Source organism: Thalassotalea psychrophila (genome assembly GCF_031583595.1).
Lineage (GTDB): Bacteria > Pseudomonadota > Gammaproteobacteria > Enterobacterales > Alteromonadaceae > Thalassotalea_A > Thalassotalea_A psychrophila.
The window spans coordinates 1,517,755-1,541,557 of sequence record NZ_CP134145.1 but is presented as its reverse complement, the minus strand read 5'-3'; the positions used below and the strand labels follow the sequence as shown (position 1 = coordinate 1,541,557).

Annotated in this window: 19 protein-coding genes; 5 read left to right on the top strand and 14 right to left on the bottom strand. The window is 38.6% G+C overall.

The window, feature by feature from the left end; all coding sequences use genetic code 11:
• Positions 1–11: 11 nt before the first annotated feature.
• The 4 genes from RGQ13_RS06390 to RGQ13_RS06375 form a co-directional block, all read right to left on the bottom strand.
• The gene (locus tag RGQ13_RS06390; RefSeq protein WP_348392729.1) at positions 12–1,175 is read right to left on the bottom strand and encodes a CaiB/BaiF CoA transferase family protein; all 1,164 of its coding nucleotides are present in this window, start codon (positions 1,173–1,175) and stop codon (positions 12–14) included.
• Between the two features lie 76 nt (positions 1,176–1,251).
• Positions 1,252–4,737: an indolepyruvate ferredoxin oxidoreductase family protein gene (locus RGQ13_RS06385; RefSeq protein ID WP_348392728.1), complete on the bottom strand. Its 3,486-nt coding sequence runs from the start codon at positions 4,735–4,737 to the stop codon at positions 1,252–1,254.
• Between the two features lie 18 nt (positions 4,738–4,755).
• A complete protein-coding gene (locus RGQ13_RS06380; RefSeq protein ID WP_348392727.1) occupies positions 4,756–5,250 on the bottom strand; it encodes a RidA family protein in 495 nt (164 codons plus the stop codon).
• A 252-nt stretch (positions 5,251–5,502) separates the two neighbouring features.
• Positions 5,503–6,660: an alpha-hydroxy acid oxidase gene (locus RGQ13_RS06375; protein ID WP_348392726.1), complete on the bottom strand. Its 1,158-nt coding sequence runs from the start codon at positions 6,658–6,660 to the stop codon at positions 5,503–5,505.
• A 278-nt stretch (positions 6,661–6,938) separates the two neighbouring features.
• Between RGQ13_RS06375 and RGQ13_RS06370 the strand changes: the two genes are divergently transcribed.
• Positions 6,939–8,096 carry an MBL fold metallo-hydrolase gene (locus RGQ13_RS06370; protein ID WP_348392725.1) on the top strand — a complete coding sequence of 386 codons (1,158 nt, stop codon included), beginning with the start codon at positions 6,939–6,941 and terminating at the stop codon, positions 8,094–8,096.
• Between the two features lie 61 nt (positions 8,097–8,157).
• On the opposite strand, the gene RGQ13_RS06365 is transcribed toward RGQ13_RS06370, so the two are convergent.
• On the bottom strand, positions 8,158–9,072 hold the full coding sequence (locus RGQ13_RS06365; RefSeq protein WP_348392724.1) for a permease: 915 nt from the start codon (positions 9,070–9,072) through the stop codon (positions 8,158–8,160).
• A 106-nt stretch (positions 9,073–9,178) separates the two neighbouring features.
• Here RGQ13_RS06365 and RGQ13_RS06360 point away from each other — a divergent pair, with 106 nt between their 5' ends.
• On the top strand, positions 9,179–9,481 hold the full coding sequence (locus tag RGQ13_RS06360; protein WP_348392723.1) for an ArsR/SmtB family transcription factor: 303 nt from the start codon (positions 9,179–9,181) through the stop codon (positions 9,479–9,481).
• Between the two features lie 170 nt (positions 9,482–9,651).
• On the opposite strand, the gene RGQ13_RS06355 is transcribed toward RGQ13_RS06360, so the two are convergent.
• The 5 genes from RGQ13_RS06355 to RGQ13_RS06335 form a co-directional block, all read right to left on the bottom strand.
• A complete protein-coding gene (locus RGQ13_RS06355) occupies positions 9,652–10,827 on the bottom strand; it encodes a dipeptidase (RefSeq protein WP_348392722.1) in 1,176 nt (391 codons plus the stop codon).
• A gap of 131 nt (positions 10,828–10,958) precedes the next feature.
• Positions 10,959–11,660, bottom strand: coding sequence for a Crp/Fnr family transcriptional regulator (locus RGQ13_RS06350; protein WP_348392721.1), 702 nt, complete (start codon positions 11,658–11,660; stop codon positions 10,959–10,961).
• Positions 11,661–11,760: 100 nt separating this feature from the next.
• On the bottom strand, positions 11,761–14,115 hold the full coding sequence (locus tag RGQ13_RS06345) for a molybdopterin-dependent oxidoreductase (protein ID WP_348392720.1): 2,355 nt from the start codon (positions 14,113–14,115) through the stop codon (positions 11,761–11,763).
• A gap of 180 nt (positions 14,116–14,295) precedes the next feature.
• Positions 14,296–14,757, bottom strand: a complete 462-nt coding sequence (locus RGQ13_RS06340) for a MaoC family dehydratase (protein ID WP_348392719.1) — start codon at positions 14,755–14,757, stop codon at positions 14,296–14,298.
• A 15-nt stretch (positions 14,758–14,772) separates the two neighbouring features.
• A complete protein-coding gene (locus tag RGQ13_RS06335) occupies positions 14,773–15,891 on the bottom strand; it encodes a hypothetical protein (protein ID WP_348392718.1) in 1,119 nt (372 codons plus the stop codon).
• 297 nt (positions 15,892–16,188) lie between these two features.
• Between RGQ13_RS06335 and RGQ13_RS06330 the strand changes: the two genes are divergently transcribed.
• Positions 16,189–16,608, top strand: a complete 420-nt coding sequence (locus RGQ13_RS06330; RefSeq protein ID WP_348392717.1) for a MaoC family dehydratase — start codon at positions 16,189–16,191, stop codon at positions 16,606–16,608.
• 59 nt (positions 16,609–16,667) lie between these two features.
• Positions 16,668–17,942 (top strand): MFS transporter, encoded by a 1,275-nt coding sequence (locus RGQ13_RS06325; protein ID WP_348392716.1) that lies wholly within the window; start codon positions 16,668–16,670, stop codon positions 17,940–17,942.
• 48 nt (positions 17,943–17,990) lie between these two features.
• Here RGQ13_RS06325 and RGQ13_RS06320 read toward each other — a convergent pair whose 3' ends face one another.
• Positions 17,991–19,292 carry a carbohydrate porin gene (locus tag RGQ13_RS06320; RefSeq protein ID WP_348392715.1) on the bottom strand — a complete coding sequence of 434 codons (1,302 nt, stop codon included), beginning with the start codon at positions 19,290–19,292 and terminating at the stop codon, positions 17,991–17,993.
• Between the two features lie 173 nt (positions 19,293–19,465).
• Positions 19,466–20,494, bottom strand: coding sequence for an AraC family transcriptional regulator (locus tag RGQ13_RS06315; RefSeq protein WP_348392714.1), 1,029 nt, complete (start codon positions 20,492–20,494; stop codon positions 19,466–19,468).
• A 119-nt stretch (positions 20,495–20,613) separates the two neighbouring features.
• Here RGQ13_RS06315 and RGQ13_RS06310 point away from each other — a divergent pair, with 119 nt between their 5' ends.
• Positions 20,614–21,663 (top strand): helix-turn-helix domain-containing protein, encoded by a 1,050-nt coding sequence (locus RGQ13_RS06310; protein WP_348392713.1) that lies wholly within the window; start codon positions 20,614–20,616, stop codon positions 21,661–21,663.
• 158 nt (positions 21,664–21,821) lie between these two features.
• On the opposite strand, the gene RGQ13_RS06305 is transcribed toward RGQ13_RS06310, so the two are convergent.
• Complete coding sequence (locus tag RGQ13_RS06305; protein WP_348392712.1) at positions 21,822–22,658, bottom strand: hypothetical protein; 837 nt, start codon at positions 22,656–22,658, stop codon at positions 21,822–21,824.
• Positions 22,659–22,825: 167 nt separating this feature from the next.
• Entirely contained in the window at positions 22,826–23,773 is a 948-nt protein-coding gene (locus RGQ13_RS06300; protein WP_348392711.1) for a LysR family transcriptional regulator, read from the bottom strand.
• Positions 23,774–23,803 lie beyond the last annotated feature (30 nt).

Below are 23,803 nucleotides of genomic sequence, written 5' to 3'. Positions count from 1 at the left end.
GTGGTAATCGTTTAAATAACAATGCCTGATTTAAACAACCGGTCTATTTCGCCATCGCTTAAATTCAATTCAGATAAGATGTTTTGTGTATTAGCTCCACGACTAACAATATCACCTTTATCGTTCGATGGCGTTTGTTCAAACCTTGGCGCGGCAGAGGCTTGTAACATACCATCTTTTTCAAAGTAGTAGCCACGAGCTTCGTTATGAGCATGTTTTGCCGCATCTTCTGGTGATAATACTGGTGCATAGCAAGCATCTAAGCCATCAAATACTTGATTCCAATGCTCTTGCGTATTGTTAGCAATAATAGCGGCCAACTTTTCTTTTTGCATTGGCCATAGTTTTGGCTTGTACTGCTCTTTAAAGTCTTCATCATCTTGTAACCCTAAAGCTTCCAACATGATTTTATAAAACTTAACTTCAAGTGGGCCAAAGGTAATGGCTTTATCATCACTGGTTTTATAACTGTCAAACCAATGCGGTCCATCTAGTAGGCTTTGCCCACGCGTATAAGTGGCCGACTTTGATGCCACCATAGTTAAAATAAGGTTCATCATATTGGCAGAGCCATCGACAATGTTGGCATCAACCACTTGCCCTACTCCGGTATTTTTAGCATTTAATACACCGGCTAATAAACCAATAACCAAGTATGTGGCGCCACCGCCAATATCACCGGCAAGTGTAGGAGGAGCAACAGGTGCATCACCTGGACGGCCAGCGTACCAAAGTGCACCAGATAAACCTATGTAGTTAAGATCATGACCTGCAGCTTGGCTCATTGGACCAGTTTGCCCCCAACCAGTCATGCGGCCATAAATTAGTGCAGGGTTTGCTTTTAAACACTCATCAGGTCCCAATCCAAGACGTTCCATAACACCAGGGCGCATACCTTCAATTAAGCCATCAGCTTTGGCTACAAGCTTTAATACCAACTCTTTCCCTTCTGCTGACTTTAGATCAACAGCAATAGAGCGCTTACCGCGTTTTAAAATGTCGGTACTGCCAAAATCTGTTGAGGCATCTGCTTTGCCCATAGCGCGCTCAACGACAATAACTTCAGCGCCCATATCCGATAGCATCATGCCGGCGAATGGACCAGGGCCAATGCCTTCAATTTCAATGAAGGTAAAACCAGTTAATGGGCCAGATTTTTGATTGTTGTTATTCATGAATCACTTCCTAAATTGACAAAAGCCCAGAACTAATCTGGGCTTTTAATTTTTATATGTTTAGCTTATCGAATTGTTATAAATTCACAACTTTAATTTCTGCCTCAGCAGCCAAGTCACCATGCTTGAAAATATTAACAAGCTTTTCTTTTTCGCTTTCATATTTTTCAAAGTTGGCCTCTTTTACATGGCCAAAACCACGTACTAAGTCTGGAAGCTCTGCTATTTCAACAGCTATTGAATAGTTTTTTGCTTCAAGATTTACTAAAACGTTTTCAATCATGTCAAAGTAATCTTCAATTAGCTGGCGTTCCATTTTGCGCTCTGCTGTTTTACCAAAGATATCAAATGCTGTACCTCGTAAACCCTTAAATTTAGCAAGAATACCAAATGCCTTTAACATCCAGCCACCAAGGCGAATTTTCTTCGGAAGACCTGTAACTTTATCTTTAGGTGCTATCATCGGCGGAGCAAGGTTAAATTCTAACTTAAAGTCGCCCTCAAATTGTGTATTTAACTTATCTAAAAAGTCAGAACTTGCGTACTGTCTTGCCACTTCATATTCATCTTTATAAGCCATTAATTTATAAGCGTATAAAGCAACTGCTTGGGTTAATGAATTATCGGTGATATCGAGAGTTTGTTCGCTAGCACTTACTTTTTCTAGCAATGCTTTATAGCGAGCAGCATAATCGGCATTTTGATATTCGGTTAAATCTTTAACGCGAAGTTCAATTCGCTCAGCAAGAGATTTAATTTCTGCATCATTATTTTCGCCACCTTCAATTAACCTTAATACCGCGGATTGGTCGTTAGCGAAAATTCTGCCCCACATAAATGCTTGTTGGTTAAATTCAATAGCAACGCCATTTAATTCAATCGCTTTTAATATACTGTGTTCAGTTAATGGAATTTGTCCATTTTGCCATGCATAGCCGACAACAAAGAAGTTAGAGGCAATAGAGTCACCCATTAATTGTGTTGCCACTTTATTGGCTTCAATGAACTCTAAATTGTTACCTAAACTGCCTTCTAGTCGAGCTTTAACAGCATCAATTGGGTATTGTAAGTCGCCATCACGAGTAAACTCTCCGGTAATTGCTTGATGATTATTTACGACAGCAAATGTCTTACCTTCTTTAACCATAGACAAGGTTTCATTGTCACTACCTGCCAACATGTCACAGCCTAATAATAAATCAGCCTGACCTGCAGTAATACGAACACCTTTAATCGCATTAGCATTGTTGCCAATTTTAACGTGTGATTTTACCGGACCACCTTTTTGAGCAAAACCAAGTTGCTCTACAACAGACACACCTTTGTTATCAACGTGTGCAGCCATACCAAGGATTTGACCAACCGTAATAACGCCTGTACCGCCAACGCCAGTTATGATGATATTAAACGTAGTATCACCTTGTAACTCATACGGGGTTGCATCCGGTATGTGCGGTAAGTCAGCAATGCTAGAAGCCGCGCCCTTACCTTTGCGTACTTTGCCACCTAGAACCGTTACAAAGCTTGGACAAAAGCCATCATTACAGCGGTAGTCTTTGTTACAAGTTGATTGGTTTACTGCACGTTTACGGCCAAACTCAGTTGATTTAGGTTCAACCGACAAACAATTAGATTTTTCGCCACAGTCACCACAACCTTCACACACTCGGTCGTTAATGAACATACGCTTTGCCGGATCTGGAAACTTACCACGCTTACGACGACGGCGTTTCTCTGAAGCACAGGTTTGATCGTAAATTAAGATGGTTACACCTGGAATTTCACGTAACTCTCTTTGTACTAAATCGAGCTCATCACGATGGTTAATCGTTGTTCCTTTTGGAAATGCACGATAGGTTTTATACTTTTCAGGTTCATCAGTTACCACAGCAATACGCTCGATACCTTCTGCGCGCATTTGATCAGCAATACTGTTAACTGAAATAGGCCCATCAACCGGTTGGCCACCAGTCATAGCTACTGCATCGTTATATAAAATTTTATAAGTGATATTAACGTTGGCAGCAATGGCCGCACGTACTGCTAAAGAACCAGAATGATAATAGGTGCCGTCACCTAAATTTTGGAACATATGCTTGGTATTTACAAAGTTGGATAAACCAATCCAAGTGCCACCTTCGCCGCCCATATGCGTATATAGATCGACATCACGCTCCATCCAGTTCGCCATAAAATGACAACCTACACCACCAAAGCTTCGACTACCATCAGGCGTTATTGTTGAGGTGTTATGCGGACAGCCAGAACAAAAATAAGGCAAGCGTGCCATATCTAGTGTTGGTAAATTACCAAGCTTACAACCTGAGTTTTCAAGTGTTGCCAGATTTGTTGCAACACTATCATTTGGTGTTATATCTAATAAACGCTTTGCTAACGCTCTAGTGATGTCATCTGTGGTGATGTTACCTGAGTTACTTAATAAAATATTACCGTGTTCATCATGACGCCCCAATATTTGTGGACGCTGCGCTTCAGGTAAGTCGTAACAAGCTTGTACCATTGCTTTTTCAATGATCTCACGCTTATCTTCAATAACAATAACTTGTTCTAACCCTTGGGCAAATTCACGATACGTTTCTAAATCAGCAGGAAACGGCATTGACACTTTTAAAATACGAACGCCTAAGTTTTCTAAATCTGATTCTTCAAGACCAAGATCTTTTAAAGACTGCATGGTATCGCGCCAAATTTTACCCATGGCGACAATACCAATTTTGGCATTTGAACTGTTAAAACTCAGTTTATTCAGATTATTGGCGCGAGAAAATGCTAATGCTGCACGTAACTTGTGCTCTTTAATTCTTTGTTCTTGTGCATAAGGTGAGTCGACTTTACGCGAGTTAACCCCGCCTTCTGGAAAATCAAACTCTGGGTATTTAATATCAAAACGGTTTTCAGCAATGTTAACCCGTGCTGAGGTTTCAATTGTTTCAGGTAAAAGTTTATAACCAACCCAAGCACCACTAAAGCGAGATAACGCGACGCCCATTAAGGCCAGGTCGAGTACTTCTTGAATATCCGCAGGGAATAAAACTGGCATTAATAAATCTTCAAACAATACTTCTGAATGATAGTTATTAATAGTTGATGCCATATTTGGATCGTCACCGGCAAGTATTAACGCGCCGCCGTGTTTCGAGCTACCATGCCAGTTGCCTTGTCGCAGGCCATCCAGGGTTTGATCAAGGCCGGGGCCTTTTCCGTACCACATTGAAAATACACCGTCGTATTTTCCGTCACCAAAGTATTCTATTTGCTGAGTTCCCCAAACAGAGGTCATCGCTAGGTTTTCATTAATGCCCGGTATAAATTTAATGTGATTATCTGTTAAACGTTTTTCTTCACGCCATAACTGCACATCCATCGCGGTCATAGGTGAGCCACGATACCCTGATATAAAACCAGCTGTATTTAAACCATTTTTTTCATCTAACCAACGTTGTTCTAACAATGCACGAACAAGCGCTTGCGAGCCAGTCATATAGGCGTTGTCGTTATTGCGTTCGTACTTATCTTGTAATTTTATTTCTGAGTTTGTCATATGTAAGCTACCTAGCAATTAATGAAGTTCTAATTCGGCTTCAACTTCAACGCTAAGGTTCATCGGCAATGCAGCCATACCAACTGCGCTACGACATGCCATGCCACATTCTTTACCAAAAATATCAATAATTGTTCGCGAGAAACCATCAATAACAGGTGTTTGACCAGTAAAGCCAGGTGCAGTATTTACCATGCCTAATACTTTTACCCATGACTTAATGTTAGATAACTCACCTAATTCACGTTTAAGTGTGCCAACCATAGCTAACGCCGTTAACTTCGCCGCTTCTTGTGCTTGTTCCAAAGAAATAGTATCGCCTACTTGTCCCATCAGATGTGTAGCAATAGTGCCATCAGGATTAAGTGCACCGTGGCCAGAAACAATGACTCTCTTATCAATTACTTTTACCATTGAAAGTAACACTTCAAAGCCAGGAGGAAGTTGCAGCTCACCGGTAATGGTATAGCCAAGCTCTTGCATGCGTTGTTCTGGAGTTTTGTTGTCTGACATAATGTTCTCTCTTTTGCAGTAACAGCGAACGTGCTGTTAGTACTATATTTATTGTAATTATAGTTTTGTATTAGTTTGATGATTTAAAAGTAGCACGCAGGTTACTAAAAAAATTGTCAGAATCGGCAAAGGCATTGCCAGAAGATTTTAACAGCGGCTAAAACTGTTCTTATTAAGCAGAAGTGTTTATCTATGAGGGAGTGGTAAAGTTTATCTTAAACCTTACCACTATTGTGTATTTTTATATTCCGACTATTTGAAGCGCAGAATATCGCTGCTAATACTGGCAATATCTTTTGCACCAGAAACTATCATTGCTCGCTCAATTTCAGTTTTGAGCATATTAATAACAAACTCTATCCCTGGGCTGCCAGCAGCAGATAAACCATATACAAATGGCCTTGCTGTAGAACAAGCTGTCGCTCCCATAGCTAACGCTTTAACAACATCGGTACCACGGCGAATGCCACCGTCGAGGATAATTTCAGCTTTGCCAGCTATTGCATCAACAACTTCAGGTAATGCTGAAAATGTTGATGGAATTGCATCATAATTTCGTGCCCCCTGGTTTGACACAAACACGCCATCAGCGCCTATTTCAACGGATTTTTTAGCATTATCTGCTGACATAATGCCTTTTATTGCCATTGGTCCTTCCCAGTTATCACGGATCCAAGCCAGAGTGTCCCATGTTACCGGGCAAACCAAGTTATGAAACAGCCAGTTTTGGTCTTTGCCTTGGTCAAAAAAGTTTTGAAAATTGGCAAATTCAGGTTTGCTTTTCATATACCCTAACACCCACTTAGGATGGGCTAGCAATGACAGTATGCTTCTTAAAGGAAATGTTGGCGGAATTCCAAAGCCGGTTCTGGCGTCACGCTCTCGATTACCATGAACAGGGTTATCGATAGTCACAATTATAGCTTTATAGCCACTGGCTTTGGCCCGCTCAAGCATATTTTTCATGATAGATTTATCACGAGCAGGTTGTAGCTGGAAGAACTTCGGCGCATCTGTTGTCACCGCTACAGCTTCCATAGACGTGGTAGCAAAATTCGACATCGAATAAATACAACCAGTGTTAGCAGCAGCTTGAGCTGTGCCTATTTCACCATCGGTATGCATCACCTTATGCGCGCCCCAAGGCGATAACAAAACAGGCGATGCAGATGTTTGACCTAATATAGTGGTGGTTAAATCTGCCGCTTCTAAGCCCGTGCCATAATTTGGCATTAACGTTACATCATCGAAGGTACGGGTGTTTTCTTTCAGCGTTTTTTCATCATCGCCACCACCATCAATGTATTCCCTAATAGCTAATGGTAATGCTTTATGAGCAGCACTGCGTACATCGTTTATATTTAAACAATGCTTTAACGCGTTAGGAACCTTATGCTCGGAATGGCTCATTTATTTACACCTAGTTTATTATATTTATACTGAGTCTTACTTTACACATTTGTTTATAACAGCACTTATCTGTTTAGGAATTGCAATTGAAAAACTGCCAAAAAAGATAAGTTTTTCGCAAAAATTAGCATTGAATATGCTCAATCATCTAAAAATGATAAATAAGTCAAAACAAGCAAATAGCTTAATATCAGTTCAAATCCTCTTTGCTTACAACAGTATAGTGCTAATATGAGGAGAGTATTAGCTAGCCCATAATTTAGCGACGGAGTTGATTGATGACCATTGAAGATTATAAAAAAGATGATGAGCACGGAAATTCTTGTCAAATAAATGACCATGATTCAATTTTAAATTATCCATTTCCAATACCTGAGCAATATCAAAAACAATTAATTTGTGACGATATTTATTGGTTTAGAGTACCACTGCCTTTTAAGCTTGATCACATTAACTTGTACTTAATTAAAGATGGCGATGGTTGGTGTTTAGTTGATACCGGCATGGGTACAAACTATTCAAAACAGTTTTGGCAAACGTTGTTTGAAAGCGCGCTTGAAGATAAGCCGGTTAATAAAATAATAATCACTCATAATCATCCAGATCACGTTGGCCTGGCCAGTTGGTTACAACAAAAGTATGACTGCCCGGTGCTAATCACTCAGCGTGAATATGACATGATGGCATATTTATTTAGTATTAGCGGCAGTACGCCACCTAAATACTACCTAGATTTTTTACTGCGCGCGGGCATGTCACCTGAGTTTACCGGAAAAGTAGAGCAAGAACGTGACGATGGTTTTGATAAGGCCGTAGATGGTTTACCGCGAAAATGTCAGTTTATTCGCCATGGTGATGTCATTGAAGTTGGCAAACACCAATTTGAGATCATTGTTGGCAGCGGCCACTCACCTGCTCATGCAAGTTTATACTCTAAACAGCTGAATTTATTATTCTCTGGTGATCAAGTGATTCCAGAGATCCCATCTATGGTGACCTTGTATCCGAAGAACCCTAAATTTAAAGATCATCGTAAGCAAAATCCATTAGGACGCTGGCTGAATGCCTTAAATGGTTTAAAGCAATTGCCCAGCGATACCTTAGTTTTACCATCACATTCAAAACCATTTATTGGCTTGCATAAACGCATCGACGAAATTATAGAAAATCATTGTAAGTTATTAAATAAGCTCATCGATTGTTTAGATGATGAAAAAACAGTGAGTCAGGCGATAAAGCCTATCTATAAACGTGAAGTTAAAGATAATATTTATGTCATGTTTGTCAGCGAACTACTCGCCCATATTCAGTTTTTGGAACAACTCGGCATAGTCGAACGTGAAGCAACCGACACTGTCGATTTGTTTAAAACCATTAAGCAGGTTGACTTGTGTAATGAAATTGGCCGTTTTTTAGAAGCGCCTTGCTGCCAATAAACAATCGTAAAAGTTCAACTTATCAATTAAACAAGTTGAACTTCCCCTCTATCACAGCCTGTTAAAACATTAAGCTGTATAGGTAACCCGCAGAAACTGCCATAGTAATAATCACCACTAAAAATGCTGCTATCATTTGATTTTTAAATATAGATTTTAATAAAATCACCTCAGTCAGACTTGCTCCTGCACTACCAATGATTAATGCCATTACTGCGCCAAGGCTCATACCTTTTGCCGCTAACGCTGCACTTAATGGAATTACCGCTTCTGCGCGGATATATAATGGAATACCAATTACAGCTGCAATTGGCACAGCGAACGGATTGGAATCACTGGCAACACTGGCGACAAATTCAGCAGGCATAAAACCATAGATCATAGAACCAAGCGCGATACCGCCAATCAAATAAGGTAAAACTTTTTTAAAATCTTTCCATGTGCTGTACCAAATACGCAGCCATTTATTGTGCTGTTTGGCTGTGATGTTACAACTACTTCCACAGCCTTTACTTTCAGGAACTGCATACGCTTGAGGTTTTATGTATTTTTCAAAGCCTAGCTTTTCTAAGGTATAGCCAGCAACAACGGACACCCCCATTGCGATTATAAAATAGAAAACTGTTACTTTGAAACCAAAGGTTACGGCAAACAACCCGATAATAATCGGGTTCAATAACGGACTGGCAAATAAAAATACCATCATGGTTCCAAAACCGGCTCTAGCCCGTAGCAGTCCTTTTAGAAAAGGAATGGTTGAGCAAGAGCAAAATGGTGTGATCGCACCAAGGAATCCAGCAATAATGTAGCCTTTGCCATTTTTACTGGATAAGATACTTTGGATTTTACTTGCGGGAATATATTCCTGTAATACTCCAACAAAGTAGCTGATCAGCAAAAATAATAAAGTAAGCTCTACAGCAAGAAACGCAAACATATTAAGCGAGTCCATGAGCATTTGGGTAGTAATCGTCATTTGAAAAACCTTCGATATTTCTAGATTGTTCGAAATATACAAAAACAACTTGCGTAAGTCAATATATTTCTAGTAATATCGAAATATATAAATAAAAGGGTTATCTATGAACATTGAAGTTATTGCCAAGGCACTCAAAGAACTTGGTCATCCGACAAGGCTCGCTATATTTAAAAGACTGGTTAAATCAGGGTATCAGGGCGTTGCGGTTGGTGTCGTTCAAGAGGAATTGAATATTCCCGGTTCAACGTTATCTCATCATATTTCGAGCTTAGCTTCTGCAGGGTTAATTACCCAACGCCGTGAAGGGCGAGTGCTGTATTGCGTCGTTGAGTATGATCAGTTTTTACAAGTCATCGACTTTTTGCAAGATGAATGCTGTGCTGGTGATTTACACCAATCGGTATAATGTTCTGTTCATTGAGTAACTCATATATACAACAAATGAGCTCTACTTCAGGAATGTATAGAAAGCTTGATAACGTCCTAAATCAATTGTCTGGCAAAATTTATTTCTGCCTTCAGACCTGAGGGCTGAAGGCAGGATGCAGCAAGTTAATTTCAAAAAGAGATTAAAATTTACTTCCAGACTTGCTTGTAAACTCGCATTACATTACCGCCAAAAATCTTTTGTAAGTCATCATTGGTATAGCCTCGCTCCCATAAAACATCAACTACGGCTGGTAATATTTTTGCCAGCTCTGCGCTTCCTGCTGCTCCACGGTCAAATGCATCAAACATATAGCCATTGTCTTGATATACATGCGCGTTTTTCTTAGCAAAAGACATAACATATTTCATCACAAATTGGTCATCAGTTGCGATACCAACGTGATCTACGCCAACGAGTTTCACATAATAATCAATCATGTCAGCCGCTTGATAAGGTGCGATATCATCAGGGAAAACACCATCCATCATCCACTCGGTAAATGTAGGGCTAACTACACCGCCGGTTTTGGCAGCAGCTACAGCTTGTTGATCGGTAATATTTCGATAACAAGGTGCTAAGCGACCTTCTGTCATTATTTTTTGTGGGTGACAATTATATAAGCCTGCAGGTGTTGAGTGAGTGTACAGCACAGGTACGCCCGGATGCTTTTTACTCATATAAGCAATTACACCTTCGGTAGTTTGTAATCCCGTATGGCTTAAATCAACTACAATGCCTTGTTTTACCATTTCATCAATGATCTGTTTACCCCAGTCGGTTAAACCATCATCATTTTTAATCGCACTTATAACTCCAGTACCAGCTTTATTTACCGAGTTATAAACAAGCTGCATACTCGCTAAGCCCATTTCTCGTAACGTAGCTATTTTAGACAGATCGCCATCAATGATAGTTGATGTTTGCGAGTTCCAAATAAATGCATATTTGCCTTCTTTGTGGGCACGCTCAATATCTTCAACATGCTTAACAAAAATGTATCTATCTTTTGTATCTAACAGATTGTCTCGCCATAAGGCATGCTCTTTTTGAAAGTATTCCCAATCTTGGGTAGAAGCCGACAATGTAGCTGACACACCAGTAATACCCGCTTGATGAGCACGCTCTAGGTAAGTGTGCATCTCTTCAGGTTCAGTCCATCCTAAACCGTAAGGCGCGGCAAAAAAATCAAGTACAATTGAGCTTTTTACAAAATCATCTGCTTTTTTAGATGATGGCCAATCTTTAGATAAGTCAGCTGCAACAGCAGTATTTAAGCAACCAATAGAGATAGCAGCACTTAGCAATAAAGTCTTAAATTTCATAATATTTCCTTCAGCAGAATTAAAGGTTAATACTCACTTGCATCAACCAACTTGTTGCTATTATCTATTATTGAAATTAAAGAAAAGTTCCTTGCAGAACATTAGTGAACAAAAGTGTGAATAAAATGATTTTAATTATTTTTAGGCTCGCCTAACTCAGCAACTTTTTCTTCTAAAAATTCGATATCTTGAATTGTTACCGTGCCTCTACTAATGCTTATTACATTATCATTGACTAGTTTTTGCAAAGCTTCGTTTATTCTAGGACGGGTAAAACCTGTTAATTTAGCTAGCTGGTTTTGATTTATGTGTAGCTGTTGATGTTTTTGTATGTATAACACTTTACTTAATACGTACAAAATATTTTCGGTTATTGGCAAAGAGTTGCGGAATATAGCGTTGAGCAGTAATGAATCTGAACGTTTCGATTTTATATGAAACAAAAGCTTATATAATTCGGCACAATCTTTAAAAAGTGCCTTTAAATGCGGCTTGGATATAGAAACATATTCTAATGACTCGAGTGGCTCTAGTTCTATTAAAGAGCTACTTTGCCCATCCATAACAGGCGAATAACATAACCAGTCACCGGGGCCATATAAATTAGTTAATGGGATATGCTCTCCATATATGGTTGAAGTCATCATCAAACAGCCTTTTTTGATGTAAAACATCCCATAACTTTCAGCTTCAAGAATATGAAAGCTTGCTGTTTTTAGCCTACTTTTATTTACTGAGCCAAGTAATAACTGCTGCTTAAAATCGTTACTTAAATCACAAGGCCACGACATTGAATTTGAGATGCTATCTGTTGCTAATTGATTTAAGGACATTTGAATTTTTTCTTTAGTATTTAAACCTAATATTAAACTTAACCGCTGCAATGTCTAGCTTGATATTGTCCAAGCTAGACATTTTCACAAAACCTAAACCCTATTGAGGTTGTTTAAATACGATAACTTCTGGCAATTCACCTTGATATTTTTCAACCTCAACTAAACAGCTGTGCGCGCTACACCCCTGCGCCAGTGTTGATGTACCTGTATCTTTGGTCAACACATTAGGGTTGCCATGAGCTTCAAGCTTTTTACCATCCACCGTTTGTGGGTCGTACCACGCGCCAGTTGGTAACTCGATTACCCCATCACGAATATCATTTGATATTTCAATACCCGCTAAACATGCGCCTCGGTCGTTAAACAAGCGAATAATATCGCCATCTTGAATATTTCGTTTATTGGCTTCTGCGCTATTCATACGTGCACGTTCACGGTTTTTTATCTTATTTTCACGACTTGTTCGTGCGTGATCAAATTGACTGTGCAAACGAGTTTTCGGTTGATTAGATACAAGATGCAATGGGTATTTAGCCGCGCGTTCGCCGCCTAACCATTCAACATGCTGATACCATTTGGCATGACCATGGCAATCATCATAATTAAAGCTGGCAATTTTTTCTGAAAATAATTCAATTTTGCCCGATGGGGTTCTGAGCTTATATTTATTAGGATCTCGTCGAAACCGCTCAAGGGTGAATTCTATATCATCGAGTTGGTCGCCCACATAAAACTGTTCACCTTGCCAAAAATCATTAAATTCAGGCAATTTCACATCAATTTTCGCAGCATTTTCACGGGTAGTATTGTATAGCTGCTCTACCCACTGCATTTCAGTTTTACCACCGGTAAACTCATCTTCAAAGCCCAAGCGCTGAGCTAAGTCTGAAAAGATATCAAAGTCTGAACGCGACTGCTGATAGGGCTTAACGGCTTGACGCATAGGGGAAATAAACGCATCGTAACTGCTACCACCGAGATCATTTCGTTCTAACATTGTGGTACATGGAAATACAATATCTGCATGCCTTGCTGTTGCCGTCCAAAATGCTTCATTAACTATTATGGTGTCGGGTTTTGACCAGGCTTTAGCTAGTTCATCAAGATCTTGGTGGTGATGAAATGGATTACCGCCCGCCCAATATATCAATTTAATGTCAGGATAAGTTAAATCCATGCCATTATATTGATACTTACCTCCCGGGTTATTCAGCATGTCGGTATGGCGAGCGACGGGTATAAATTTTTTATCACCTAACGCTGGACGTTCGCCGATTTCCATGCCAAATGCGCCCATTTTATAGGTTGGTACTTTACGACCACCAAAGCCCATATTATGAATACAACCATAGCCATAACCAACGCCGGCTCCAACCTTACCAATATGGCCAAGCATGGCCGCAAGGGTGGTAAACATCCAATAAGTTTGCTCACCAAATTCTTGCCGTTGTAATGACCAACTTATGCTTAACACACTTGGTGCATTACCAAGTTCTAAAGCTAAGTTAATAATTTCTTGCTCATTAACATCACAAATATTTGCCGCCCAAGCCGCATCTTTAGCTTGGCCATCACTGTCACCAAGTAAATACGGCAAAAACTGTTCAAAACCAACGGTATATTTATCTAAAAACTCCGTATCATGTAAATTGTTTACTGCTATGGTATGAGCCAGCCCAAGCATTAACGCAACATCGGTGTTTGGTCGTAATGCCAGCCATTTAGCCCCAACCTCATCAATAACATCATCACGAATTGGGCTAATATTAACCACGTTAACGTCAGCGTCTTTGAGTTGTTTTAACTGTTCAACGGCGCTGTGCGCACCAATGCCGCCGGCATTAACTTGAGAGTTTTTAATTGCGGCGCCGCCAAAAAGCACAAAGTTTTTAGAATGCTTGGCAATTTCTTGTGGACTTGGCGCTTCACGCACCAATAATAGAAATGGAATACCAGTAATGTGATTCATGATCACTTCAGCGGCTGCAGATGAGTAAGTATTTAATGAATCTACATAGCCTCCGCATTTTGCTAAAAATCGATGAATTTGACTTTGTGCATGATGGAACCGCCCTGCACTGGCCCAGCCATAAGAGCTGCCATAAATTGCATCTTTTCCATAATTAGTTTTGGTGTCATCGATGGCTTTTGCCGCTAAATCTAACGCTACTTCCCAGCTAACAGGTACAAATTTTTCTTTACCTCGGCCACTGCCATCACTGTTAACACCATGCTTTAAATATCCTTCACGTACCATAGGTTGTGGAATTCGAGCGCCGTTATCTAACGCATCATTCAATGATTGACCTATTGGCGTAGGCTCTTTATCTACAGCATAATTTTTTATTGAAAGTATTTGTTCGCCATCTGACTCAACTAAGTAGTTGCCCCAATGCGAACAGGTAGGTGTTAACGATGTTGGTGTTGAACTATTGCGCTTTTTGGCTGACATGATGAGCTTAATATATTAAATTATTGTAAAAACCATACTACGTTCATTAACGGTTAAATAACTTATCTTAAGGTGATAAATAGTTGAAGACTAAGGATAAGTATGGATGTTTGGTAACTAAAATAGAAACAGGCATCAATAGATGCCTGTTTTATTCGATAATATGAATAGAGATTTATTTTATAAAGGCCAGTAACGAACAATGAAATTACCCAGCGTCACAGGTTGTTCATCTCCTGCTACGGTCCAGGTAAAATCATAATGTACGGCAATGCCTTCTTTACGCTGTTCAATTTTATCGACATTAAATTTAAGCACAATTGAATCACCAGCTTTTACCGGCTTTAGAATGCGAAACCTATCGGTGCCTAAAAACAGTGCCTTCATGTTATGAAGTTCTACATGGTCAAAGTAAACCGAATGCAGCAATGACATAGTGTACATGCCCGGCGCAACAACGGCTCCGAACGGTGAAGCCTTACAACGCTCTTCATCAAAATGAAACCAGTCCATTTGATTAACACTACGACAAAAATCTTGAATCATAGTGGCGGTTACATGCAATGGCTTTGAGGTAAATAGCTCTTTACCTTCATAGGCGGATAAAGACCCGATACCGTTTAGTTGAATTTTTTCTGACATAATATTTTCTTAAAATTAAAACTCATTTACTACAGTAGTTGATTTACCTTTTACTAACTTATATACACCTACAGTGATTAAAGGAATAAAAAATACAGCAATAAAGCTCATAAACAAAAATGAATAACCTGCAAGTATTAAAGCTACAATGCCCATACTAGACAAAATTAAACTTAACACTACCATAAAACCAGCACTTGCTGAATGCTGCAGCGGTGTCATTTTTTTACCTTTCGATTTTTGCATATAACTATCTAAACGTTCTACAAACCCCTGCATCATGCCAACACCTGTTTGCGTGATAAGAACAAATAAAATAACGACATATACATCAATTAACCAAGCTGAATTTAAGGTTTCTAATAACCAGTACACTGGCACATCAGCACCATTACTGATTATTTCAGGGTAATGTGACACAAATGCATAATGTAAGGCTAATAACGGTAACACTCCAACCACAGCGGCACTGATAGAGGCAACTAATGATTCTTTACTTGTAGCTAACTGACGTGCGCCAAATAATAACAAAGGAAAAAATGAAATGTTTACTAATGCGTATTGGAAAGCGACGCCAACGGGTGCAACTGATACGTTATCTTTAGAAAAATTGGCGGCGGTAACGTCACCTAAATTAAAAAATACATATCCAACAACAATACTCAACACTACAAGTAAGCTTACTGAAGCTACAGCCATACTCTTTTCAATAAATTCACGCCCTTTATAGGTGAAAAAAATAACAACTGCGAGCAAGATAGTTTGACCGATATATATATTTGCATCGAGGTGTTTACCAATGACAGTGCCTGCTGCTGTCGAAGAAATTGCAATAACAATGATCATAGAAATCAAAATGACGATTTCATATAACCACCACCCCTTACCTAAAATGATCTTACTAAATTCACGATAATCGTAAGCTTTATTTTGTCTAGCTATTTCAAAACACAAATACATAACAAAACCAACAACAACTGCGATTGTTGCTATTGCAATTAACCCGCCAATAGGCCCATTAATAGTTACGTATTGAATCAACTCTATACCTGATCCCATCGAACCGCCAAAAAATACCGACAACCAAACAGCAGCAGGGATTAGCATAACTCTTACGAAAAAAGATTTTGACACTATGACCTCGTTTAACTTCTTTATTGTTCACTCTATAAGATAAGCTGAATTTATTTTTATATTTGTTATAACAGCTACCCCAAACACCAACTGAGCCTAACTCACTAAAGAAACTTAATCAACAAAAACCTAAATTAAGTATTCATCACAACTATACGCCACCCCACACAACGACAGCCTATGTAGACTTTAACAATCCTATTACTTTATTTACTTGCATAGTTTACAAAACAAGATACTATTGAGTTAAGCTCATTAATGCGCTTTTATAGCAAAGGATCGAGAGTTCAGTAAATTATGACTACCAAAACTTATATTGGCGATACTATTATCAAGCAGTTACGTCTAACGATAGAAGATATTGCCAATGGTGCAAGTGCGCTGGGTGATACTAACCCTATTCACTTCAACCATGATGAAGCAATTAAAGCAGGTTATGCAGGAATAATCGCAAGTGGTGCTCATACATCTGGTTTGTGTGGCGGTGCCCTTACCCAAAAATTTCAACATTCGGGACCATTTATGGGGCTAGATTGTAGTTATAGATTTCATAAGGCTGTACTACCTAATGAGCAGTTAACGATCACGTGGACAACAACCCTCATCGAGCATAAAACAAAATTAAAAGGTCATCTAGCATATTTAGAAGGCCAAATGACTGATAGTTCTGACAAACTATTAATTTCAGCAACAATGAAAGTATTGTTATTAGATTAAAGTGCTTCTAAATAAGCACCTAATTATCACTTCATTTACCAAACCAAGATCATTGCTTTATGTTTAACTTTTCTTTATTTACCCACTGGCAACAGCGTTACAACATTACAATTTTGTGTACGTTTGCGTTATTTATTTGTTTTATCGACAGGGTGAATATTTCTGTTGCTATCTTGCCAATGCAAGCTGAGTTTGGTTGGAGTGATACGGTAAAAGGCATGGTTTTAGCCTCATTTTTTATTGGCTATATGCTGATGCAAATTGTTGGGGGAGTGTTAGCCAGTAAGTTTGGCGGCAAAATAGTTTTAGGCAGCGCCGTTATATTTTGGTCAATATTCACGATATTAACTCCGATTTTAGCAATGGCGTCACTGCCTATGCTAATACTAGGTCGCATATTGCTTGGATTAGGAGAAGGCGCCAGCGTACCGTCAGCATATTCTTTATTTAAACATTGGGTACCAAAATCTGAACAAGCGAGAACAATAACTATCTTCTCTAGTGGTGCGCCATTAGGCACTATTGTAGGTCTTATCGCTTCTGGTTGGATCATTAACCATTATGACTGGACCATGGTGTTTTATATATTTGGTTCATTGGGCTTTATCTGGATTATATTTTGGCTATTATTCGCCTACTCAAAACCCAAGGATGATCCTAATATTTGCCAAGAAGAACTCGCGTTAATATACTCAGAAAAAGAAGAAATTAAGCAACACCAGGCAGTGCCGTGGAAACAATTTTTCAACAAAGCTCCTGTTTGGGCATTATTTTATACCGCATTTACCACACAATGGACGCTATATTTGTTTCTTGCTTGGTTACCAAGCTATTTTGCCGATGTTCATGGTTTTAGCATTACCCAGGCAGGCCTTTCGTCAGCAGCACCTTGGTTAACCATGATAATAATGATGAATGTCGCAGGTATCGTCTCTGACAAACTCATTAAATCAGGGAAGTCAGTTGGTTTTACGCGCAAGCTAGTTCAAAGTATCGGTTTACTGGGCTCTGCTCTATTCTTGTTTATCGCGTTATATGTAACAGCCCCCATAATGGCGGTACTTTGTACCTGCGGTGCCTTAGGAGCATTATCCTTTTGTTATTCGGGATATACAGTTAATCCCATGGACATTGCTCCAAAACACTCAGAATCACTGTTTGGGGTGGTTAATACCGCAGCTACCTTACCTGGCATATTGGCCGTTGCAGTTACCGGCTGGATAGTTGATGTGACCAATAGTTATAATTCAGCGTTTATACTGGCAGCTGTGATCAGTATAAGTGGTGCGTTAGTGTTTATGATTTACGGGACGGGTAAAAAAATAATCGATTAATGCCGGTTATAAAAACCGGCATTTAACTCAGTGTCATACCTAGTTAGATTAAAGCGTAATACGAAACCTTACACTTGCGACAAACGCACTGTCATCTTCGGCGTTAGTGTGTGGATCAATAATGTACTGAAAGTTTGGTGTTATTTGTACTGTTTCAGCCAACTGAAAACGGTAAAAAGTTTCAAAGGTCGTGGTATATTCATTAGTAGCAAAACCTACATCGTATAACGGCTCGATGATTTTACCGTGATTTACCGCCATACCAAATAAGTCAGAGCGATCTTCAAAGTACTTAATAAAGCCAACATTTACCTCTTGCTCATACAATTGCACATCATTTGCGGAATCTGCATCAGAGAAGCCTAGCTGGCTAAATATCATCCACTCCATGTTCCACGTCCAATTAAAGCCAAATACCACACCGTAAGAATCAGAGTCTTCACCTTTTACTTTACGCTCATCGACTTGCCATAGTGTTATGTGAAAGTTTTTAAAGTATCGCTCATCTCGAGTGGGTGACCAGCCAAATTCAGCATATTTATAAAGCTCATCCATGCCCTCTTCAAAAAACTCTAAATCATCTGTTGCAAAGCCATTGGCATCATTGACACCACCTAAAGCATAATAAGAGTCATTTAACCAGCCACCAAAACCAACTCCCCAACTCCAGTCTGGCGCTGCAATGGTCATATTAATCAGGTTATCCAGGTTCGAAAAACCTGTCCAAGGTGATGCGTAACCTAATACATTATGGTAATCATTTGGATCATAGCGACCAATAACCATACCACCATTGCCATCAAATAATGCTTGTGTCCACTTCAAATCGCCAATTAAATCATCAGTATCACTAAATAACATAGCTGTTTGGCTTAAATAACCAAACTCACCACCGAGTGAAGCTGGTGCTGTGTCGCCATATTTGTGTCTATGATCAAGGCCAATAACTAAAGCCCCAGGATTTTTACCGCCTCGATCTACAAGTTCCCATTTACCGGTAAACCTTAAAATACCAGAGCCCGCAGTATTGGCATTAATATCTGGATCTACGACTTCTTGCATCATACTCGTATAAGCGATACCAAACTGAAAACCAGTGTCTTTATACAGCTGAGATTTCCATGCGCGTAGATCTTCGGTTGTTTGATCTAAAATAGGCATACGAATAAGTGGGTATTTGTCTTTATTATCTTCTTCTAATTGTGCAGAAGACTCACCTGGCGCACCGTAACCTTCATCATCGTCATATGGCTTTTCTTTTGTCGACGCATCTTTTGCTAAAGAGTATGGAGAGGCGAGTAAAGCTATTGTTAACGCACTTAGTTGTAATAGTTTTACGGTATTTATCATGAGATTCCCTTTGACGTTTACTTTCTATGTTTAAACTTCACCTTTTAATTGGTGATTTCACAGTAATTATCTATAAGGATAGAAAAAAGATGAGATTTTTCAAATAAATACTAAAAAAAAGCCGCGTTATTTTTTGAAAATTAACGCGGCTGACATTAGCTAAGTTTCTTCCGCTATGTAACTTTTAACTTCGCTCTAAATTCTCGAGGGGTTTGTCCACTATGCGCCTTAAAAGAACGAGTAAAGTTGCTGTTTTCAGAAAAACAAAGTTTCTCTGCCACTTCAACCAACTTAAGGTCTAAGTTAGATAAATACTCTTTCGCTAATGTCATTCGTGCATTCTCAGAAATATCACGATAATTTAATCCAAACTGTTTTATTTTTTGGCTTAAGCTGCGTGTGCTCATACCTAATTCTCTCGCGATTGCTTCTTTTGAAAACACGCCCTTTTTCATTAACTCTAATATATTAGAATATATACGAGTTGGTAATTCAAAGTATTCAAAGCGTTGTTCATATTCATCAACTAACTTCTGATTCAAAGCGTAAATTTGCGGATCGAAACCGACCTGTTCAATATCTAATTGACCTGTGGTTAAATAAAAACCACTATCTTCACAGTCAAATTCTACTTCGGTGTTAAATACAGCATTTATTTCTTCAACATACTTTTGTTCAGGTCTAGGAATACTTAGACAGACTTTGTGAAAAATAAATTCATTACTGACACTGAATTTCAAATGGGCATACATGTTACACACCCAAGCAAGCTGCATTTTAGATTCATTAAGTTTATGGTGACGAGATCTTGCGCCAACAAACCAACTATCATCCGTCTTTTTTAAATAGACTTCTGCGCCTGTGCTGATCATTGAGTAGTGCTTTATTAATAATTCGATATTTTCTCGTACAGTTTCGCAAGAGTAGCATAGTGGCCCTAATGCATTAAACGTAACTGGTCGGTAGTTATTGACCATGTTTAATACTAAAAAAGGCTTTTTATCGTTATTTAACAATAAGGCTAAAATAGGAAGAAACGAACTGCCTTTAACTCGACCACATTGGGCAAGCAAATCTTGGCTATCAATAATTTCCATATATTGTCGTAAAGAATCAACACTTTCTCCTGCATCTTCTAATGTTTGAATAAGCATATGCAACAATGAACGGATCACTGAATGTTGATAGTCGAGTATTTCCACCTTGCCTTCCTTATATGAGTCAGCATAAAATGCTGAATCTATTAATTTTTATCTGCTAATATTTAATTAGCTAATATTTAATTATTATTCAAAAACATTTAATTGAAAAGATATAATATATGAAACTTGAAGTTGCTGGCCATACAAAACGTTATCTTTTTATTTTAGAAGCGTTTAAAAAGATATATTCTGAACAAATAAACTTAAATGATGACATCTCTTCATTATTAGATAATTACATTGAGGCCGATGATTTAAGTGTCAGTGGCCGCAGATATATAAAAAGTATCATCCAAAAGTGGGGCGAAACAAACCTACAGTTTCCGATTCAATTAAATTTTGCCAAACCTATTAACCCTGCTTTATTTGGTGTTTTTGGCTTAGCGGTAAGTTCGGCGACGACTTTACGTTGTTTTTTTGAATTTTGGGCAGAGTTCTCTCGTATTTTATTTATTTTTAACACTGCATCGTTTGAAGAAACTGATGAATACGGCGTGTTAACTTTTATTCCTGATAACGATGTAATTGAAGATAATATTCATTATCAAACTATCCAAGGTGGAATTTCAGCCAGCTTATCTAATTTACGCACTGTTGCCCATAAAGACTTTAGTCCCGACAAAATTATTGTGCCAGAAGGCATTGAGAAAAAAACCCAAGACAAGCTTGCAAAACTTGCCGGTTGCGTTGTCGAAACTACGCCAGAAAACAAGGGGCAGATACTTATTAAAAAGGATCGTTTATTTACTCTCCTTCCCGCTGGCGATAGCCATTGTAACTTGGCTTATTATCAACTCGCTTCCAAGCGGCTCGTTGATATAGCTCCTGACAATATGGTGTTAAAAGTCCGTTCTTGGTTTATAGATACAGTATTAAGTAACAACATAGACAACGCAGATATCAGCAAAGACTTAGGTTTAAATTTAGAGTTCATTACTTTAAAGTTAAATGAGCAGAAAACAGATCTAAATACGATTAAAAACAAAGTACTGCCGGTATTAGCAAGACATTTATTACAGCAACCAGGCGTTCAAATTAAGCAGATAGCGTTTAAATTGGGTTACACGAGTTCGAGCTCATTTAACAAAGCTTATAATCGATGGACTGGAAACTCACCGGCAGATTATAGAAAGTCATATATGGAACGGATTAATAATTTAAAGTTTTAATACTACAAATCTATTCCCGTTTTCAACATGAAAGTTGTATATGATGTGTTCATAAGGATATGAATGAACGTTCCATGGGGATTTGCATTGATTATTTCCTGAATCAAAAAAAACGCTAAAATTAGCGTTTTTTTATTAACAATGAATTATTTAATCGTTTATCTAAACCAGTTAGCCATAACGTTTTCAACCACAGGCGATACATTAAAGCTGATCATCCATTCAGGGCCAAAGTCATCTGGCTTTTCAACATAATAGTTAATTTCCATACCAAGTTTCCAAGGCCTAGTACCAAACATAACGGTTTTACCAAATGAGAAGTTTAGCGGAATAGTCCACTCCTCGGCTTTATGATCATAGCTAAGTGTTGGTGAGGTACCGTAGTTCCAACCACCGCCAGGTAATTTAACATAAAAAAATTGCGATGATGTAATGCTAATATCAATGTCGCCTGCCACATCCCATTGATGGTTTGGAAACATGCCAATAATACCGTCGGCTGATATTTGTCCCCATAAAAACTCTGGTCCCAAAGTTGTAGCTTCGCCGCCCCCAACCTTTTCATCCCCTGTTGGTAAGGAAGTAAATACCCCAACAGCCATAAGCTCTCCAGGGTTATCTTTAGGTGGCGCGAAAGCATAAGCTACATCCATGGATATATCCCCTAAACCTGACTCTTCTTGCCAAGGTGTAGAAATATGAATAGGAACAGCTGGCCTCCATATTATCTTGGTACCATCTTCACGCGGAAAAGGTAGTGATGGTTGAAACAATATCATTTGCCCATCTTGGTCATCAGCACCTGGAATATCTCCCTCATAGGTTCTGTGTTGAAATTTAAAATTTAACGAAGCAAAGGCAGTATTTGGATTGGCTAATTCTTTTGCGGCTTTATCTGCGGCATTTTCTTCAGCAGACAGTGCTGAAAATGACATTGAAGCAAGTAAAGCGAGCGCAAGCTTAGTCACACTTTTGCGTTGAAAAGATTGAGGCATATAATTTTCTCCAGGAACGATAATTCTTATTAGTAACTATTTTTATTACTTTATGTATAGCAGAGATAATTAAAATAGGTAGTTGGAGAGAGATGTTTTTTGAAAGTATTTAATAAATAAATCAATGAGATAAATAATTTCTTGTGTCTTGATAATTATTCGGCGAACTAACCATTACCATACATTTTCTGAAAACCAGGAATTCGAGTTTCCCAAATAGGTGTTTTATCACCAATTACTTCTTTTAGTGTTTCGATAAATAGTCTTGTTTTCAGTGGTGAATCCCTATGAGGGTATACCGCATAAAATGTCCCGTAATTAGTTAAGTTTATATGTGTCATAATAGGTACAAGCTTGCCTTCTAGAACCTCATTTTCAATCATCTGTGCTGTAGTTACAGCAAACATTCTTCCAGCTAAAACAGTATTGATTAGCATTTCAACTTCATTAACTTTATAAATTGGATTTAGCTGTATAAATGCTTCGTTTCCTGCGTTGTCACGGTACTTGATTTTATCAATCAATAACCCTTGAGCAGAATATACAACCGCAGGTAGGCTTTCTAGTTTTGGTATTGTATTGGGTTTCCCATATTTATCTATAAATGCAGGTGCAGCAACGATTAATAGTCGGTTTCTGGCTATTTGTTTGGCAATTAGGTTGGACTCTTCCGGTTCACCAATACGAAAACCTATATCAAAGCCTTCACCAACTAAATCGACAACTCTGTCTTCCAGAAGTAGCTCAACACGAATATCAGGATACCGTGCCTGAAACTTTAAAATAGCATGTTGCACATACTGACGACCAAAAAATGTAGAGCTGGAGATTTTGAGATCCCCTCTAGGTTCATTGTGATAGTTTTCTGCCAATCGTTTTGATTTATTGAGCAAATTTCGTAATTGTTTTGCTTGATTAACCATTTCAACGCCAGCTGCAGTTAATGATAGTGAGCGTGTAGTTCGATTCAATAAATGAACGCTAAGCTCTTGTTCAAGCTTACCTATTTGTTTAGAAATAGCAGATCTATTGACATTTCTATGCTCCGACACCTTTGTAAAACTACCTAACTCAGAGACTTCAAGTAAAAGTAGTAATCGACTTGCAAGGTCCATAAACACCTCATTGTTTCCTATTTGGAAACA

Bases quoted from the DNA above. Each gene is read 5' to 3' on its own strand.
- RGQ13_RS06390 (WP_348392729.1), bottom strand. From the start codon at position 1,175: ATGAATAACAACAATCAAAAATCTGGCCCATTAACTGGTTTTACCTTC.
- RGQ13_RS06385 (WP_348392728.1), bottom strand. From the start codon at position 4,737: ATGACAAACTCAGAAATAAAATTACAAGATAAGTACGAACGCAATAAC.
- RGQ13_RS06380 (WP_348392727.1), bottom strand. From the start codon at position 5,250: ATGTCAGACAACAAAACTCCAGAACAACGCATGCAAGAGCTTGGCTAT.
- RGQ13_RS06375 (WP_348392726.1), bottom strand. From the start codon at position 6,660: ATGAGCCATTCCGAGCATAAGGTTCCTAACGCGTTAAAGCATTGTTTA.
- RGQ13_RS06370 (WP_348392725.1), top strand. From the start codon at position 6,939: ATGACCATTGAAGATTATAAAAAAGATGATGAGCACGGAAATTCTTGT.
- RGQ13_RS06365 (WP_348392724.1), bottom strand. From the start codon at position 9,072: ATGACGATTACTACCCAAATGCTCATGGACTCGCTTAATATGTTTGCG.
- RGQ13_RS06360 (WP_348392723.1), top strand. From the start codon at position 9,179: ATGAACATTGAAGTTATTGCCAAGGCACTCAAAGAACTTGGTCATCCG.
- RGQ13_RS06355 (WP_348392722.1), bottom strand. From the start codon at position 10,827: ATGAAATTTAAGACTTTATTGCTAAGTGCTGCTATCTCTATTGGTTGC.
- RGQ13_RS06350 (WP_348392721.1), bottom strand. From the start codon at position 11,660: ATGTCCTTAAATCAATTAGCAACAGATAGCATCTCAAATTCAATGTCG.
- RGQ13_RS06345 (WP_348392720.1), bottom strand. From the start codon at position 14,115: ATGTCAGCCAAAAAGCGCAATAGTTCAACACCAACATCGTTAACACCT.
- RGQ13_RS06340 (WP_348392719.1), bottom strand. From the start codon at position 14,757: ATGTCAGAAAAAATTCAACTAAACGGTATCGGGTCTTTATCCGCCTAT.
- RGQ13_RS06330 (WP_348392717.1), top strand. From the start codon at position 16,189: ATGACTACCAAAACTTATATTGGCGATACTATTATCAAGCAGTTACGT.
- RGQ13_RS06325 (WP_348392716.1), top strand. From the start codon at position 16,668: ATGTTTAACTTTTCTTTATTTACCCACTGGCAACAGCGTTACAACATT.
- RGQ13_RS06320 (WP_348392715.1), bottom strand. From the start codon at position 19,292: ATGATAAATACCGTAAAACTATTACAACTAAGTGCGTTAACAATAGCT.
- RGQ13_RS06310 (WP_348392713.1), top strand. From the start codon at position 20,614: ATGAAACTTGAAGTTGCTGGCCATACAAAACGTTATCTTTTTATTTTA.
- RGQ13_RS06305 (WP_348392712.1), bottom strand. From the start codon at position 22,658: ATGCCTCAATCTTTTCAACGCAAAAGTGTGACTAAGCTTGCGCTCGCT.
- RGQ13_RS06300 (WP_348392711.1), bottom strand. From the start codon at position 23,773: ATGGACCTTGCAAGTCGATTACTACTTTTACTTGAAGTCTCTGAGTTA.